The sequence below is a fragment of the Sinorhizobium sp. CB7 genome (assembly GCF_041357635.1).
Classification (GTDB): Bacteria; Pseudomonadota; Alphaproteobacteria; order Rhizobiales; family Rhizobiaceae; genus Rhizobium.
Map to the genome: position 1 here is coordinate 47211 of NZ_JAULLL010000008.1, position 15716 is coordinate 62926.

A 15716-nucleotide genomic window follows, 5' to 3' on the forward strand; every position below is an offset into this window, starting at 1 on the left:
TAAGCGGGAACGCCTGGTTTTATGCTGACGACTGCTACGAATGGAGCGCCCGTCATCGGACGGTCGTTCAGGCAAGCATATGAACAGGAGAAGAACAATGACAGACTCGGCGCTTGGCAACGGCCCGGACCTACTTGTGGAATTGACCGCCGACATCGTGGCAGCATATGTCAGCAATCATGTCGTACCGGTCGGTGATCTGGCGAATCTCATATCGGATGTGCATAGCGCCCTCAGCAGCACGTCCACTCCGGCTCCGTCTGTAACCGTGGTGGAACGGCAGAAGCCTGCTGTTTCGGTCCGCAAGTCGGTGCAGGATGATCAGATCACCTGTTTGGAATGCGGCGGCACTTTCAAGTCTTTGAAGCGGCATCTTATGACGCATCATAGTCTTTCGCCGGAAGAATATCGTGAAAAATGGGATTTGCCGGCGGATTACCCCATGGTCGCTCCCGCCTATGCGGAGGCGCGTTCACGCCTAGCCAAGGAAATGGGCCTCGGCCAACGTCGCAAGCGCGGCCGCTGAGAACCCGGCTTCAGAGCAGCGCAGAACAGCTCTAACCTTTTGTTTTTAAGCAATTCCAGACGGAACCGCTTCGCACTTGGAATTGCTTTAGGCAGCTCAAGAACCGGGCTTCAGGTCCGGTTTTTTGTTACCGGCGATTTGTCACGGGAAACCGGCCTCGTGGACGGTAGGAAATCCGGGCTATGGCAAGGTCGCCCACGTCTTTGGGAAAGACTACGCCGCGACCCGTCGCGCCTCTTCGCGGATGCGGTTGACCATGGACCGGAGGCCATTGGCGCGTTGCGAGGATAGATGTTCGACGAGGCCGATTTTTCCGAAGACATCGAAGGCGTCGAGCGCACTGATCTCGGAAGCATGCTTGCCGGAATAGGTGGAAAGCACGATTGCCACCAATCCCCGCACGATATGGGCGTCCGAATCGCCCTCGAAAGTCATGACCGGATCGTCGATATCTCCCGATAGATGCGAGACAAGCCAAACCTGGCTGGCGCAGCCCTGCACCTTGTTCTCGGAGGTGCGCTTATCCTCCGGAAGGTCGGGCAGAGACTTGCCGAGCTCGATCACATAGCGATAGCGGTCTTCCCAATCGTCGAGAAAGGAAAAGTCTTCAATGATCTGCTCAAGGGAAGCCATAGTGCCGTCCATCATACTCTCTTTACCTGCATATAGGTTAAAGTGGGGTGGATTTGAACCCAGGACAAGAAAGAACGCCGTGAGAGATGGGTATCTCACGGCGCAACATCAAGATTGAATGCTGAAAGATAACAGGGCAGGCACGTCAGGCACAGGCTGCTCGCCCGTGCAAGCTTTGGAATGACGATCCATCAGATCGCCGGCTTAGGCTGAGGCACCGGGATGGCGCCGTGCTTGGAGACCGTGCCGGTGACCACCGCATCGGCGGTTTGCGGGTTCGTCGCAATCGGTTTTTCCGGCATAGTCGGCATTGGCTGTGACAGTTCGGCGATTTTGTCGGCCGGCTTCTGGTCGCCGAACTTGTTATCAAGGAATTCATAGGCGACCCGGGCGCCTTCGCGGGCGCGGTAACCAAGCGCAGTGAATGTCTCGGCGCCCTTCAGGCAGACATCCGGCTTTTCCTTGCACAGGTCGCTCACATATTCATAGGTACCCGTCACTGCGCTAAAAGCATCTGAAAATTGCACCTTGGGATCGCCTTCGAGCCGCGAGGTGCTTTGCGTGCTGAAGATTGGCAGGAGCACCAGCACCAGCGAAAACCAGAATGCTGCCTTGATCAGAAACCACATTGTGTTGCCCATCCTGTTTTACCCGTCCGGTCTTGCTGCCGAATCGGTCCGGTATGTCCCGTCATGGTCAGATCCTATGCGGCAGTTGGAAATATCGCTTTTCGAAACATCGGAGCATTTTCACCAAATTTGAATCAAATTCGAAATATCGGCAATTGAACGGTATTTTGGTCGAATCTTACCGGCTCGTGTTAAGCATGTCTGCCCCTCATGCCTGAAATTGCGGGATATTCGGATTGCGCGCTTGCCAAAAAAGTTAACGCAAAGGCGAAACGCGAGAAAAATCCGTCGCTTACTCGACGTTAACCACAAAAGCCAAAGGGTCTTGCGGATGACCCAAAACGGGATTTTGGGCCTTTTTCGCTCCTTTTCAGGGCTCTTCCTTTATCCTTTCCTTAAGTCGCGAAGGCCTATTGTGCGCATGAAATAAGGTGCCGTTCAGGCGGGTTTTAGCGTGCGCGTATTGAGTGACATGAGCAACAGGGCAGCGGCCCTCGTGGATCGGGCGGCCGAGAGCTGGCTCGTCCGCACGGGTGGCGCTGACGAGGTCCGTCAGCAGGAGCTGCGGATCCTGCGACGTCTTGTCCTTTTGTCTTCTGCAGCACTCGTCGCGGTTCCCGCTGCTCTTTCGACGGTCACCAGCCCCGCTGTCGCACTCCCGGCAGGTGCTGCGACCGTCTGCGCGGCCTTTCTCTTCTCCGCCGTCGGCAGCATCGCGCTTTCTCGCCAGAAGGCGCCGATATCTACCGCAGCATCCTTGCCCTCAGAGGATCTGCTGCTTCAGGCGGGTGCGGGCCTGGTTCTTTTTTTCGATGCGCAAGGCGGCGTCATCACCGTCGGCGGGCGTGATCGCGATGATTTCCTTGCCTGGATGCGTAATCCGCGTGGTCGCGGCTTTATTGAACAGGTGCACGTTTCCGATCGGATACTCTTCCTGCAGGCAGTCGACGCAATGCGCCAGGGTGCGGAAAGGGCGACGGTCGATCTTCGCCTCGATCGGCCCACGGTTTCGCAGGACATGCGCCAATTCGTACACCTGCGCATGGACATGACCGCCCGCCGCGATGAGGATGGAACGCTCGCTGGCGTCGTTGCGCAGTTGCGCGACGTCTCAAGCGAGCATCAGTTACGGGCCGAAGCCGCACGAAAGACGGCGGAGGCGGAATCAGCCAATGATGCCAAATCCCGTTTCCTTGCCGCCGTCAGTCATGAGTTGCGCACGCCGCTCAACGCCATCCTCGGCTTTTCCGATATCCTGAGCGGCGAATATTTCGGCAAGCTCGAAAACGACCGACAGCGCGAGTATGTCGGGCTCATCCGCCAGTCTGGCGCGCATCTGCTGTCGGTTGTCAACACGATGCTCGACATGAGCAAGATCGAGGCTGGTCGTTACGAACTCATTGTGGAGCCATTCGCCATTGCCGAATCGGTGCGCGCCTGCGAGGCGATGCTCGCCCTGCAGGCACGGGAGAAAGGCGTTACCCTGACGAGCCGCCTCCAACGCGGCATGGGCGAGATCTTCGCCGACCAGCGCGCCATCCAGCAGATTCTGATCAATCTTGTCGGCAACGCAATAAAATTCACCGAGGCTGGCGGCGTCGTGACGGTGGATGCATTCGTCAGCGACGGCATTTTGACTGTCAGTGTCAGCGATACCGGAATCGGGATCCCTGCTGAGAAACTAGGGTTGCTCGGTAGGCCCTTCATGCAGGTCCAAAACGACTATACCCGTCGCTATGAAGGAACAGGACTTGGCCTTTCCCTGGTCAAGGGCCTGGTGGCGCTTCATGGCGGCAGCTTCGCCATTGCCAGCACGCTCGGTGAAGGCACGGTGATTACGATTGCGATACCGGCCGACGGTTCGGGCGTCGCCTCGGCCGACGGGGATTTGGCACAATGGAACGGAACGGTCGAATTTCCGCCGCGTCTCAGAGGCATTGCAGATGTGACCGGCGAGCGGAAAGAGGAAATTGTTCATGGCAACGCGGAAGCGAAAATCGCCTAAGGGGAGGGGCCGCCGCAAGGCGGGCCTGCTCACCACCGGCGCCGCCGCTCTAGGCGGGGCCGGGCTCAGCGGTCTTGCCGCGCTCGGCGGGCTGATCGCGCGCTATCCGTCGATGGCTGGTGGAATAGCCGCCTTCGTCGTCATCTTCAGCTTCATCGCGGCCAATGCGCTCTGGTATCAGCCGGGGGAGCATCCGTCGCCCTTCCTGCGCACCCGCGACCCTAACAGTCCTGCGGCTCTGGCCGGGCAGCGGTTTGCGCGGCAGCAGGAGCCGGCTGTGGGCAATGTGACCACCTTCAAGATCGAACGTCCGGAGGATGGCGACCAGGCGAGCGCCTCTGCCGAGACCGCTGTCGCGCCTGCTGTAGCTGGAGCGCCGCGGTCCCAGCTCGTGATGGATATCCAGAGCGAGCTCATTCGGCGTGGGCTCTATAACGGTTCTGCCGATGGCGTCATTGGACCGCGCACGAGCGCGGCCATTCTCTTTTTCGAGGAGACGGTCGGCATGCCGCAGACCGGGGAGGCGACACCCGAGCTACTGGCATCGCTGAAGACCGGCGACAACGCGACCACCGCCACCATCCCTGTCGAGCGGCCGCCGGAGGACCTCAAGTCCGCGGCCAACGCCGTCGATCCGGTTGCCGCCGCAATCCTCGCCGCTGAGAAGGACGTCAAGACCGCTCCTCCGAAGAAGGCAGGTCCAGCCGACAAGACGCCTGCGAATATCGATCTGGTCCTGCAGATACAAAAAGGCTTGAGCAACATTGCCTATGCCAATGTAGGAGTCGACGGCGTCTTGGGTGAACAGACGCGTACTGCTATTCGCCAGTTTCAGAAGCACTACCGGCTGCCGGAAACGGGCGAACCGAGTGTTGCTGTGCTGAAGAAACTGCAGGAGATTGGCGCGCTGTAACAGAGGCCGCCTCCAGCCAGGTTGCCACCCCTTCGTACTTGCATTGCCGTAAGGCAGGTGACGGGCTATAGCTCGGGGATGAGGCTTCGAACCGACATCTTCGTATCCGCGCTGCTGCGTCGTGTCTTCGCCAAGGGGGATTTCGCAGCCGTCGAGAAGAAGGGCGCGGAGGAGGCAGGCGCGATCTTTTTCCGCCAGCGTTACAGGGATGGTTCCGAAACGCTTTTTGCGCCGGCACCGCAGAGCTTCTTCGATGCGGAGGCGAGCGGCGACCGGCTGTTCGAGATCCGGTTGCTGCGTGAGCCGCCCGAAAGAATCCGCGAAATGCTGGACCGGGAGGTGAAGTTCGATCCCGACCTCTGGATCGTCGAGCTCGAGACCGAGGATACAGACGACCTAATCCCGCTCGGCGAAGAGGGAGGGAATTCACGTTAGAGCAATTCCAGGAAAAGTGCGAAGCGGTTTTCCGTCCGGAATTGCGTAAAAACAAAGAGCTAGACCGGCTCTGCGATTCACTGGAAAGCTGAACCGCTCTATGCATGTCGCGCAAAAGTGTGCAGCGCTTTTGCGACGACAACATGCATGAAAACAATAGTCTAAAGCCTGTCGCGTGAACCTCTTTTCACGCGACAGGCTTTAGCGCAACGGACGTGCTCCGGGGACGTCGTGGTGCCTACGCCTTCGGCAAAAATCGCAGCCACTCCCGACTACACAAGGAATTTGCTCCAGCGGAGCCTGGAACAATAGGGGAGCGCGGGTGTTAACCGCGCAAAGTTTCTTTCCAAGATGAAGCTCTTTGCGGCAGAGAGACCAAGATGGCCATCCATTTCAATCATACGATCCTGTCGGCTCGCGACAGCAAGGTTTCCGCTGATTTTCTGGCCGAGATGCTTGGGCTTCCGCCGCCGCGGCGTTGGGGGCCATTCCACATGGTCACGACCGATAACGACGCCAATCTCGACTATATGAATACCGAAGGCGAAATCGTGCGCCAGCACTATGCCTTTCTGGTTGGCGATGATGAATTTGACGCGATATTCAATCGCATTCATGAGCGGAACCTACCCTACTGGGCGGATCCTGGCCAGCGAAGGCCGGGCGAGACAAACGACCACGACGGTGGGCGCGGTCTCTATTTCCAAGACCTGAACGGACATCTGCTCGAAATCATCACGCGCCCTTACGGCAGCGGTGGTTGGAATCCGTAAGCTGGGTGCCAGGCTCTGGGACGGGATAAGGAAATGTGTGCGGTCTTGCGCCGCCTCCCGCCATTTGTTTTTCGCAATTCCGGACGGAATCCGCTTCGCGCCTTTCCTGGAAATGCTCACATCTAGCCTGTCACGTGAAAAGAGATTCACGCGACTTGCTTTAGCTCATTGTTTTTCATGCATATCGTTGCCGCAAGCCGCTGCACATTTTTGCGCGACATGCATTAGCGTGAACGCCCAAAGGCGCGGGCAACGATGCGCATGTCGCGTGCCGGCGGAATCTGTTTCGCGGAGCGCAATGCATCGGCCGGTGCGGGTTTGGCCTCCTCCGTCGGCCGGTAGGTGTAGCTGTCGGCACGACACCATGCATCCACCTTGCGGTAGCATTCATCCGTGTCCAGCGAATCGAGCAACATCCAGGCCCGGCTGACGTCGCCTCTCATTTCTGAAAGATGCGGATAGAGGCGTTCCAGTATCGAGGCAGCTTCCAGGAAGCTCATGCCAAGGCTGGTCAGAGTGGCGGCAAGCTGCTGGCCGGAAATATCGAGCATGATGCGCTCGGCAAGCCAGCGGCTGGCGGAAAGCGCATCGGCCAAAACGGTGGCGAATTGGTGGCTGTCACGCTGTCGCGCAAAGCGCACCAGGAGGGCTTCCTGCAAAACCGAAAGGCTGCGGAGCCCGAGCCGACTGTCTTCCTTCTGGGTGAAATTGACGGCGAGCTGCTTGATCCTGCGGCGCAGGGCCTCTTCCGCCGCCAGACGGCCAGCCTCCCCTTCGTCGGCTGCGTTGGGTGAGATACTGGCTTCCGTCGGCATGGGAGAGCGCTCTATCCCGATCAGATCATCCCTTGCCTCCCGACGCCGTTCGGTCTGGCGAATGCCGACGAGCGCATCAATGACCTTTGGCGACAGGGAGTTACGGCGCACGATGGCCCGCGCATGGGCGGCACCTTGCGTCCTGGCGATGGTGATAAGCGTATCGTCGTCGATGGCCTGGGAAGAGACCAAAAAAGGCGCGGCGATATCGATCGGTTGGCTCCCGATAAAGAGAGCCACGGCCGGCGGAACGATCGAGCATTGCGAGAGGGCGGCAACAGCCTGACGTTTCGCCTCGTCAGAGGATGCCTGGAAGAGAGGGGTGAAGAGTTCTGCAAACTGCCGTAATTGCGATTTCGAAGGATAGATCATGCCTTCAAAACTGCTCACAGTCGCCATCAGCACCACGTCTTTCTTCCGGACAGCCACGGGTCCTTCAAGGTCTCGAAACCGGTCGCTCACGTAAACACCCATAAGACGCAAAACAAAGACGGGAACCGGACCGGGATGATGCGCTGGCAGCGATGCATGTGACGGCAGATTGTTCGGCCCTTTCAAATCACAAGGAAAGACCGTCCAATTCGCGCCAATACAGACGCAATGGTCCAATCTGGCTTAAGTAAACGCTAACTCGGCAGGGTTAATGAATAGCTAAAATTCTATTAAAATCCAAATAAAAACTGCGCGTAATACGTGCGCCAGTATTCGGACCACGGGCGAGGCTCATCACCGAATTTGGCCGTTACGCGCGATATCGCCTAAGCGAGCTTCGTGCGGCTGCGGGGAATTTGCAATCCCTTGTGTTTACGCAAAGCTGCAAGCAGCTTCTCGCTCGTATCATGCCCCGATTGATAGAGATCCAGCGCCATCGAGGCCGCGATTTGGGCTTCCGTGCTTTTGATGCTTACTCGCTTTTCAGCACACCACCGATCGAGTGCGCCGCGCAGGATGTCGATGTCTTCCGGATAAAACGGGGAGCTATACCTGAGTGACATCACTTGCCCTCCGACACGCCAAAAGCAATTAATCTCTTGAGCGGGTCATTGCCGTGTCCTTAAAGGATCAGAAAAACATACGCCCATTCGATAAGACCGCAATTAATATTTCCGTGACGCATTTTTGCAACGGTCGCTTACGACAAGGGAGCGAGCGAGCCAGAAATCAGTCAAGAAGGTGATTTTTATTCTCATTTCGGACGCAAGAGCGCTGAAAAATAATAGGCAAGCCCTGAAACTAAATCCGCTCCTGCCGCGTTGAATCGGCGTCACGCGGAATGCGTACAAGAACAGCATCAGCATTAGTAAACTGTTAACTACGGTATGTCTCAATCCCGGCATGAACGGCCGATCTTGGACGGTTCGACCGCCACAAGGTTCATATGGATCAGAGGATCCATGTTATGGCGTTTGGTCAATGTGAATTCCGTGAGAAAGGCGCGAATGCCTCCGGCCCGCAGGTTCGGTCTTGGAGGAGGCGCCGGTCCGCAGAGCGGACAGGGTGAGATTGATCACAGTTCATCCGTCTCGAGCATCCTATGGAGACGAGAATGGAAAACATCATAGAATTAGCGGAAAAGCGCTCAAAGGTGCCGCGCAAGCTGCCGAGTGAGCCCACCGAGGCAAAAATTCTTCTTTTCACAGGTGTTCGCTATGAGCGCCTGGATCGCTTTCCCAGTGCGACTACCACCAAGAACCCAGCCCGCGCCGACAACAAGAAATAACCGCTAATGCATGTCGCGCAAAAGTATGGAGCGGTTTTGCGGCAACGACATGCATAAAAGCAAGTGTTTAAGCGCTCTCAGCGCCCATCATATTCATCGCAGCCGGCTTCCGCGAGGAAGCGGCGCGTCGCATCGTTGAAACTTGCCTGTGGCGCCAACGTGCGCAACACGGCGTAACCTTCGGATCTCTGCATTTCCACGAGAATCGTCTGTTCCAGGGCTTCGGGAAGCGCCTTCCGAAGAGCCGTAAGCTGTATCGGCGTTGCCACCAGAACATCGAGCATGCCACCCACTGACGTGCGATCGTTCATGCTGAAGACTTCATTGGATGCGCTGTCATAGATTGCAAGCGACCAGAAAGGCACATTTCCCTTTGCCGTGAAGCGCATCGGTGCCTCTTCGAGATCGAAGATACAGACAGCAGTCTTCACATAGGGATCGCCGTTCGCAAGACCCGCGGCATCCGGCTTATCCCCCAGAATATAGAACCTGTTCAAGTCTCCTTCGGCCTCGACGCGCGTATTGGCATCGCCGGCGGTGAAATGCGGCAACGAAAGTATGATGATGAGATGTAGCAGTGCCGCCCCGAATATGCCAGTCAGGATCGCGAAGATGATCCTAAACATCGCCGCATCCGATCTTTTCGAGCTTTGGCATGGAGAGATCGATCAAGCCGGAACTTCCGGCAGTCGGGGTGTCGAAGAGCGTCAGGACGAGACGGAATTGTCCTGATGCCGGCAGTGCCAGCCAGTTTCCCGGTTGCGCCTTTGCGGAGAGCACGATCGAAAAGCTGCTGTCGGGATTGCGAAGCACGATCCAGGAATTGAGCGCGGTGGGGCGCCCCTCCGTGGGTGCTATAGGTTCGCCTCTGGCATTCGCGATGTAAAGCGTCCAAAGACGGGCCGGCGGGGTCTGGCCGACAAGGCGGTAGTTGCAGGTCGCCGAAAGCCGCTCGCCGCGATCGTCGACCGCTGCGGAAAAGGCGAGACCTTCGGCGGTGCCATAGAGCAGCTTGCCGGCGCGGGCGCGATGCGACTTGGCGTAGGGGTCTGCCTCAGCTGTCTGGAGTGTTGGAAAGGCTTCCCATGCCCCGAGCCGGATGGCGCCGAAACCTGCCGTCGCATCCAACGCATAGAGCGTGAACAGGATCCCGCCGCCGAAGGCGATGATGAGCGACAGGGCGACGAGAAGGGGAACCCGGAACAATTGGTCTACCTTGCGATAAATCAGACCAAAGGGTTAACACTGATTCTAGCAAGGGGGAAAGGGCGGGGAACCGATGCCCACAGACGCTTAGCTCTGCAGGAAGGCACAGTAATGCGGTCTCGTGGGAGGGCAAACCTGTGTGTTCACCCACCTCTTGATGTTTAGCCGTAACGTCAAAAAGCGCATGGATGCCATGCGCTTTTTTCGATCAATCGTTGCCGTGTGGCTGAAGTAACGGGGCGTTCGGCGTTTTACCGCACAGGATGCGGCCGAAAACCTCTAGGGTCGTGTTTGGGCATATGCCGCCATGCAGGCCAGCAACCCGAACATCGCGCCAGTACTGATTCATCGGATTGGCCGACTGGGCAAAGCCTCCGCCCGACGCTCCGGCGAGCATGTCCACGACCTCCCAGATCAAGCGGCTGGCAAATCCGGCATCCCGCCAGATGCGGGCACGTTGTTCCATCGGCATTGATGTCCCGCTCGCCGTACTCGCTTCGAGATCGTCGAGGCAACGCCTGAGCATCAGTTCGGCGGCATCGATTTTGGCGGATGCCTCTGCGACCTGAAGGTGGGTTACCGCTGCCTCGTCCTGCTTTTCGTAAAAGGTGAATGAGATACTCCGCTGCGACGCCTTGTCGATGAAAAGTTCAAGCGCGCCCTTTGCCATCCCCAGCGCGGGAAATACCAGCTTCGCCGCAAGGAACGGAAGTATCGGGAGCTGATACAAAGGTTCGTTGCGCAGATGATCGGCCGCGAAATTTTCCTGTTGGGTTTTGCTGTGGAACGCAAGGCGTTCATTCGGGACAAACACGTTCTTCACGGCGACACTGGTGCTGCCACTGCCGCGCAGACCGATGGTATCCCAGTCATTGAGCAGTGAGACCTGCGATATGGGTATCAGGGCAGAAGCACGATCGATGATCTGACTGGCTTCATCGATGATCGGAATGCCCAGGATGTCCCACTGCGCATGATAGACGCCGCTGTTGAAGTTCCATATGCCCTCTTCGATCATGACGCCGCCGTTAATGCGCTTTGTCTTTGCCCTGCGGGGCATAAATACAGTAGCCACGCGGGTGTTTTCACCGGGGGCGAATATTTCGTCTGTCACGTGCTTCGGATAGCAGGCCGCCGCCATCCACGTACCGCCGTGGAGTATGGCAAGCGTCCAGGCGACCGAGCCGTCTCCTTGTCCTATTTCTACAACGGCATCCATCAGCGTTCGCAACGAACTCTGCTGGCCGCCATACATTCTGGGCACGGCCATATCAAACAGGCGCGCGTTCTGCAGATCAGCGATCGTGGCACCGGGGAGTTTCCCCAATGCATCCGTTTCCGAGCCGCGGGAGCGCAGCGTGGGAACGAGGGAGGCTGCAGCTGCTACCAGATCCTGGCCGACGATGGTGGAAGCCTGTGTCGCCTTGCTTGCCGTAACGTTCATGAACTCCTCCTGTGGTCAAAAGCAGAGCATTGAACAATCTTGGGAAGGTTGTTCGCCGTCTAGGAGCAGCTAACAGCAATCAGCCGTCACGGTTGTTTCAGCTTCGTGCGGTTTGCTTACGATCGTAACGAATGAGTCAGTCAGCCCCGGCGAAGAGGCTGCGAACCGGAGGAGAACATTCGACGTATCGCGGGCGCGCTCAAAAACGCGCATGGTTCGAAGGCAAGTAAGATCGGCAGGCTGACGTCTCTCCAAAGGCGCTGGAGGAATTCTGCGCAGATTGAAGCGATAGAGGATTTAACGGACGCTCGCTACCTTCTGCGTATCGAGAGGCGTGGCATCCTTCAGCGCCTCGCCGATGCCGCGCAGGATCTTCGTCGACTCGACCGAAAGCGACCGCGGCCGGACGAGTTCCGGCAGTCCTGTCTCCTCCGGTTTCTTCTCTGCGACCGCCTGACCGACCGGTTTTTCCGGCGGGAAGGGATGCTCGATGCCCGGAATGGCCCTGAGCACGATGCCTTGATGAGCATAATCCATGACCCGTTTGAAGGTCATGGCGGGCAGGGTGCCGCCTGTCATTTCATTGGTGGAGGTGTAGTCGTCATTGCCGAACCAGACTGCACAGGTGTAGTTGCCGGTGAAGCCGACAAACCAGGCGTCGCGATAGGCTTGCGTCGTGCCGGTCTTGCCGCCTGTGACAATGCCGTTGTCAAGTGCCGCCCGGCGCGCGGTGCCGACGACCGGGATCTGGGTCAGCATCTGGTTCATGTAGCTGTCCGCCTTTTCGCTGAGCACGCGTTTGGCGGGAGGTTCGTCGCGATCGAAGTCGTAGAGGACGTCGCCGCCATAATCGAGGATCTGGCTGATGCCGTGGCGGCGGGACTGGAAGCCGCCGGTCGGAAAGACCGCAAAGGCCGTTGCCTGATCGAGTACGGTCACTTCCGACGTACCAATCGGAATGGTGACATCGTCGCGGATCGGCGTTTCGATACCCATGGCCTTGGCCATATCCCGGATCGGCTGGATACCGAGCTTTTCCTTTGCAAGCCGCACCGGTATCGTATTGATCGACTGGGCGATCGCAGTCGCCAGCGTGACGCGACCGGCATAGCGGTTCGCATAATTGTGCGGGCTCCAGTTGCCCCAATAGATCGGAGCATCGACAATGGTCGTCTGCGGCGTCATCCCGCTCTCCATTGCGACGGAATAGGTATAGACTTTGAAGGAGGAACCCGGCTGCCGCAGTGCCTTTGTGGCACGGTTGAACTGGCTTTCGCCGTAGTCGCGGCCACCGACCATGGCACGGACGGCGCCGCCGTTCTCGATGATTACCATCGCGCCCTGTTGCGCGTGGTAGCGCTCGCCATATTCGCGCAGCGACGATTCGACGGATTCCTCGGCCGCCTTCTGCAGTCCGGTATCTACGGTCGTGCGCACGATTAGCGAATGCTGCGGGAAACGGGCAGCGACGCGCTGGACCTCATCGAAAGCCCAGTCGAGGAAGTAGTCCGGCGCTTCGGCCTCATTACGGTCAATGACGCTTGCCGGGTTGCGCCGGGCGGCAAGCACCTGGCCTTCGGTCATCAGGCCGCTCTGGACAAGATTGGTCAGCACTTCATTCGCGCGAGCGCGTGCTGCCGGCAGGTTCACATGCGGGGCATATTTCGCAGGCGCCTTGAAGAGGCCCGCAAGCATCGCCGCTTCGGCGAGATTGACATCGGTAATGCTCTTGCCGAAATAGAATTGTGCCGCCGCAGCAGCACCGAAGGTGCCACCGCCCATATAGGTGCGATCTAGATAGAGCCGGAGGATTTCTTTTTTGGAAAGGTTCGCCTCCAGCCAGAAGGCCAGGAAGGCCTCGTTGATCTTTCGCTCTATGGATCGTTCGTTTGAAAGGAAGAGGTTCTTTGCGAGCTGCTGCGTGAGCGTCGAACCGCCCTGAACGACGCCGCCGGCCTGGGCATTGACGGTCAGAGCCCGGAAAAGGCCGATGAAATCGATGCCGAAATGATCAAAAAAACGACGGTCCTCGGTTGCCAGCACCGCCTTGACAAAATAATCGGGCAACTGATCGATCGGTACGGAGTTTTCATGGATAATGCCGCGATGGCCGATGACATTGCCGTAGCGATCGAGGAAGGTAACGGCGAAATCGCCCCGGTTATGCCAGTCCTCCTTGGTTTCCTCGAAGGCGGGGAGGGCAAGTGTGAGCATCAACACGGAGCCGGCGGCCCCAAGTGTCAGGCCCTCGCCGGCGAGCTCGCAGACGATACGCTTCCAGCCGCGCACGCGAAAGCGGCGGAAGAATATGGTGATATCTTCCCAGAGTTCGGCGGTACGGAAGCCGGCGTTCCAGAGGGTGGAATCGATCCAGGAATCGATGCGGAGCAGGAGGTGGCGTTTCCTGCCGGGCGGTTTTTCTGGGGTCACCGGGTCCTGCACGTTCGATCTTCCCGCCTGATGATGCTTGACGCGGCGACTGCCGGAAGCCAGAGCACCACTTGACCGCGCCGTCATCATACCTTGATGACCGGTCATACTGAATAATTGGTTGATTTGCGAAAGAAGAACAAGAGCAATGCATCACGACACGACGATTTCGCAAGTCCCGTGCAAGGATAACAACAGGATGGACGAAACGCCTTTCTGGAAGCGCAAGACGCTGGCCGAGATGGATGCCGAGGAGTGGGAAAGCCTCTGCGATGGCTGCGGTCTCTGTTGTCTCAACAAGATCGAGGAATGGGACACCGGAGACGTCTATTTCACCTCGATACGTTGCAAGCTGCTTGATAGCGATAGCTGCCGCTGTTCGAATTACCACAACCGCCGTGATTTCGTGCCCGATTGTGTGCAACTCACGCCCGAAAACGTGCCGGAGATCGAATGGTTGCCTCCGACCTGTGCTTACCGGCTGGTGGGCGAAGGGCGTGACCTCTATTGGTGGCATCCGCTGGTTTCCGGCGATGCTGAGACTGTGCACGCTGCCGGCATTTCTGCGCGCGGCCGCACTGTCAGCGAGAACGATGTCGATTTGGACGATTTCGAGGACTATGTCGTGGATTGGCCGTTGACCGTGGGCGAGACGCACGAGCCGTGACGCAAATGTTTTGGCGCGGCATTGCGCCATGCGAGTTTGACGAAGTCGACGACGACCTCGTTTGCCGCATCAGGATATAAAAGCCGCGTCCACCCGCGAAGCCCCCAACCGCCCGGCACCGGGCTGAGATGGTCGGGAACGGTCGCTGTCGCCATCTGCTGCTGATCCGGCGTCAGCTTCAGGACGCAGAAGTCCTTCTTGGGTAATGTCAGGAAAATCTTGCCGCGTACGCGAAAATCCCGTGTCCCGAAATGCGCGCTTTCGCTGGTTTCGGGAAGACTGAGCGCAAGTGCGACCAGATCGTCTTCGGTCATAGCCCGACAAGATACCACATGCGCCAGCATGGCAAAGCCTCACATGCTGGCAGGCTGCGGGGACGGCAGACCGTTCAGGGAGCGACCACCGTCAATACTGGAAAATTCGGCTTTTCCTTCGGACCCAGCGGGCCGGGAACCTTGTGACTGACGGGTGGCAGCGACTTGAGATAGGCGGCGATGGCTTTTGCGTCGGCATCCGTCAGATGTGCAAAATCCTTCCAGGGCATGACTTCAGACAGCATCCGGCCATCGGGCCGCGTTCCCTTCGTGATCGCGGTCGCGATTTCGTCGATCGACCATTTCCCGAGGCCGGTTTGATCGTCCGGCGTCAGGTTCGGGCCGACAAAAGTGCCCGGTGGTATGCGGAAACCAACATCCGAGCCGCCGAGATATCGGGATGTATCGGCCTTTCCGAGGAAGTAACCAGGCGTATGACAGTCGCTGCAGCCGCCGATTTGTACGAGATACTTTCCGCGTGCGACCGTGTCATCCGCGGCATACGAGGTCCCCGGCTGAAGCATGGGACAGAGCATAGACAGAAGCACAGTATATCCAAAAATGGATCGCATGAATTTTCCCCCCGCGACAACAGTGGTGAGAAAGTAGCAGGTAAAGCAGGATGCCGACAATTACCGAAGGGGAGTAGGAAGAGTTACTACCAAAAATGAACCGGCGCCGGCTTTGAACATGCTCATGGGCCGGATCGTGGCCCACGAGTTTACAAGAGGCAATTGCTCCTCCTTATCGGAAGGAGCATTCATGCGAACTCGGTCACGACAGTTGCATCGCGCCGTTGAGACTGGCTTCAAAGGCTGTGGTTTCGCGCTGACAGCGCCTTTGGAAGGAAGTAACGGCGGGGCTGAACACGCCCGATTACTGTCTCTGGGGCTGAGGCTGGGGCTGCGGAGGGGTTGGACGCGGCGCCTGAAGCGGTGCGGGCGCCACTTGGCGCCATTCGTTTTCCATACGATCCAAAACGTGCTGGGGGATAGTCGGGGTCTGCATACGATCCTCTCTCACTCAAACGCCAGAGCGGGATGCCGAAAAGTATGCGCGGTTTTCGGGCGACATCCCGCTCCAGCTTTTTGATTTAGAGGCGGATTCAGATTTCAGGTCGATGACCTGAAATCATCCGGCTCTATGGCGACGAAAATTTGAAGCAGGCGGAACGTTTCATATCGTAAAGGAATTGTAAATCAGGCG

17 protein-coding genes are annotated in these 15716 nt (G+C 58.0%); 7 read left to right on the forward strand and 10 right to left on the reverse strand.

The genetic code is table 11. From position 1 onward, the window contains the following. Positions 1–97: 97 nt before the first annotated feature. On the forward strand, positions 98–526 hold the full coding sequence (locus tag AAE029_RS16215) for a MucR family transcriptional regulator (protein WP_371073900.1): 429 nt from the start codon (positions 98–100) through the stop codon (positions 524–526). A gap of 213 nt (positions 527–739) precedes the next feature. Here AAE029_RS16215 and AAE029_RS16220 read toward each other — a convergent pair whose 3' ends face one another. Together AAE029_RS16220 and AAE029_RS16225 are read right to left on the reverse strand one after the other, a co-directional pair. Beyond that, positions 740–1159, reverse strand: coding sequence for a SufE family protein (locus tag AAE029_RS16220; RefSeq protein WP_371073901.1), 420 nt, complete (start codon positions 1157–1159; stop codon positions 740–742). Positions 1160–1350: 191 nt separating this feature from the next. Next, positions 1351–1788 (reverse strand): DUF5330 domain-containing protein, encoded by a 438-nt coding sequence (locus AAE029_RS16225; RefSeq protein ID WP_371073902.1) that lies wholly within the window; start codon positions 1786–1788, stop codon positions 1351–1353. A 472-nt stretch (positions 1789–2260) separates the two neighbouring features. Between AAE029_RS16225 and AAE029_RS16230 the strand changes: the two genes are divergently transcribed. The 4 genes from AAE029_RS16230 (at position 2261) to AAE029_RS16245 (ending at position 5914) form a co-directional block, all read left to right on the forward strand. After that, positions 2261–3793 carry a sensor histidine kinase gene (locus tag AAE029_RS16230; RefSeq protein ID WP_371074154.1) on the forward strand — a complete coding sequence of 511 codons (1533 nt, stop codon included), beginning with the start codon at positions 2261–2263 and terminating at the stop codon, positions 3791–3793. Further along, the gene (locus tag AAE029_RS16235) at positions 3765–4706 is read left to right on the forward strand and encodes a peptidoglycan-binding protein (protein ID WP_371073903.1); all 942 of its coding nucleotides are present in this window, start codon (positions 3765–3767) and stop codon (positions 4704–4706) included. The genes AAE029_RS16230 and AAE029_RS16235 overlap by 29 nt, the downstream gene beginning before the upstream one ends. A 78-nt stretch (positions 4707–4784) precedes the next feature. Next, the gene (locus AAE029_RS16240) at positions 4785–5141 is read left to right on the forward strand and encodes a DUF1491 family protein (RefSeq protein WP_371073904.1); all 357 of its coding nucleotides are present in this window, start codon (positions 4785–4787) and stop codon (positions 5139–5141) included. 380 nt (positions 5142–5521) lie between these two features. Beyond that, entirely contained in the window at positions 5522–5914 is a 393-nt protein-coding gene (locus tag AAE029_RS16245; RefSeq protein ID WP_371073905.1) for a VOC family protein, read from the forward strand. Between the two features lie 224 nt (positions 5915–6138). On the opposite strand, the gene AAE029_RS16250 is transcribed toward AAE029_RS16245, so the two are convergent. Then, on the reverse strand, positions 6139–7191 hold the full coding sequence (locus AAE029_RS16250; RefSeq protein ID WP_371073906.1) for a DUF2336 domain-containing protein: 1053 nt from the start codon (positions 7189–7191) through the stop codon (positions 6139–6141). Positions 7192–7487: 296 nt separating this feature from the next. Beyond that, positions 7488–7724: a hypothetical protein gene (locus AAE029_RS16255; protein WP_371073907.1), complete on the reverse strand. Its 237-nt coding sequence runs from the start codon at positions 7722–7724 to the stop codon at positions 7488–7490. A 551-nt stretch (positions 7725–8275) separates the two neighbouring features. Here AAE029_RS16255 and AAE029_RS16260 point away from each other — a divergent pair. Then, a complete protein-coding gene (locus AAE029_RS16260; protein WP_371073908.1) occupies positions 8276–8449 on the forward strand; it encodes a hypothetical protein in 174 nt (57 codons plus the stop codon). A gap of 77 nt (positions 8450–8526) precedes the next feature. Here the strand turns inward: AAE029_RS16260 and AAE029_RS16265 are convergent, their stop codons facing one another. From AAE029_RS16265 to AAE029_RS16280, 4 genes are all read right to left on the reverse strand, one after another. Then, a complete protein-coding gene (locus AAE029_RS16265; RefSeq protein WP_371073909.1) occupies positions 8527–9075 on the reverse strand; it encodes a DUF1254 domain-containing protein in 549 nt (182 codons plus the stop codon). Then, positions 9068–9655 (reverse strand): DUF1214 domain-containing protein, encoded by a 588-nt coding sequence (locus tag AAE029_RS16270; protein ID WP_371073910.1) that lies wholly within the window; start codon positions 9653–9655, stop codon positions 9068–9070. The genes AAE029_RS16265 and AAE029_RS16270 overlap by 8 nt, the downstream gene beginning before the upstream one ends. A gap of 208 nt (positions 9656–9863) precedes the next feature. Then, a complete protein-coding gene (locus AAE029_RS16275) occupies positions 9864–10886 on the reverse strand; it encodes an acyl-CoA dehydrogenase (protein ID WP_371073911.1) in 1023 nt (340 codons plus the stop codon). 510 nt (positions 10887–11396) lie between these two features. Then, a complete protein-coding gene (locus AAE029_RS16280) occupies positions 11397–13541 on the reverse strand; it encodes a transglycosylase domain-containing protein (RefSeq protein ID WP_371073912.1) in 2145 nt (714 codons plus the stop codon). A gap of 187 nt (positions 13542–13728) precedes the next feature. Here AAE029_RS16280 and AAE029_RS16285 point away from each other — a divergent pair, with 187 nt between their 5' ends. Further along, a complete protein-coding gene (locus AAE029_RS16285) occupies positions 13729–14196 on the forward strand; it encodes a YcgN family cysteine cluster protein (protein WP_371073913.1) in 468 nt (155 codons plus the stop codon). Here AAE029_RS16285 and AAE029_RS16290 read toward each other — a convergent pair. Beyond that, a complete protein-coding gene (locus AAE029_RS16290; RefSeq protein ID WP_371073914.1) occupies positions 14148–14510 on the reverse strand; it encodes an MmcQ/YjbR family DNA-binding protein in 363 nt (120 codons plus the stop codon). The genes AAE029_RS16285 and AAE029_RS16290 overlap by 49 nt on opposite strands. Positions 14511–14584: 74 nt before the next feature. Further along, positions 14585–15046: a cytochrome c gene (locus tag AAE029_RS16295; RefSeq protein ID WP_371074155.1), complete on the reverse strand. Its 462-nt coding sequence runs from the start codon at positions 15044–15046 to the stop codon at positions 14585–14587. Positions 15047–15716: the final 670 nt, after the last annotated feature.

What these genes read in the sequence shown, in the direction of transcription:
- AAE029_RS16290 (WP_371073914.1), bottom strand. Translation starts at nt 14,510, where the DNA reads ATGACCGAAGACGATCTGGTCGCACTTGCGCTCAGTCTTCCCGAAACC.
- AAE029_RS16245 (WP_371073905.1), top strand. Translation starts at nt 5,522, where the DNA reads ATGGCCATCCATTTCAATCATACGATCCTGTCGGCTCGCGACAGCAAG.
- AAE029_RS16240 (WP_371073904.1), top strand. Translation starts at nt 4,785, where the DNA reads ATGAGGCTTCGAACCGACATCTTCGTATCCGCGCTGCTGCGTCGTGTC.
- AAE029_RS16260 (WP_371073908.1), top strand. Translation starts at nt 8,276, where the DNA reads ATGGAAAACATCATAGAATTAGCGGAAAAGCGCTCAAAGGTGCCGCGC.
- AAE029_RS16255 (WP_371073907.1), bottom strand. Translation starts at nt 7,724, where the DNA reads ATGTCACTCAGGTATAGCTCCCCGTTTTATCCGGAAGACATCGACATC.
- AAE029_RS16265 (WP_371073909.1), bottom strand. Translation starts at nt 9,075, where the DNA reads ATGTTTAGGATCATCTTCGCGATCCTGACTGGCATATTCGGGGCGGCA.
- AAE029_RS16225 (WP_371073902.1), bottom strand. Translation starts at nt 1,788, where the DNA reads ATGTGGTTTCTGATCAAGGCAGCATTCTGGTTTTCGCTGGTGCTGGTG.
- AAE029_RS16295 (WP_371074155.1), bottom strand. Translation starts at nt 15,046, where the DNA reads ATGCTCTGTCCCATGCTTCAGCCGGGGACCTCGTATGCCGCGGATGAC.
- AAE029_RS16285 (WP_371073913.1), top strand. Translation starts at nt 13,729, where the DNA reads ATGGACGAAACGCCTTTCTGGAAGCGCAAGACGCTGGCCGAGATGGAT.
- AAE029_RS16235 (WP_371073903.1), top strand. Translation starts at nt 3,765, where the DNA reads ATGGCAACGCGGAAGCGAAAATCGCCTAAGGGGAGGGGCCGCCGCAAG.
- AAE029_RS16230 (WP_371074154.1), top strand. Translation starts at nt 2,261, where the DNA reads ATGAGCAACAGGGCAGCGGCCCTCGTGGATCGGGCGGCCGAGAGCTGG.
- AAE029_RS16220 (WP_371073901.1), bottom strand. Translation starts at nt 1,159, where the DNA reads ATGGCTTCCCTTGAGCAGATCATTGAAGACTTTTCCTTTCTCGACGAT.
- AAE029_RS16215 (WP_371073900.1), top strand. Translation starts at nt 98, where the DNA reads ATGACAGACTCGGCGCTTGGCAACGGCCCGGACCTACTTGTGGAATTG.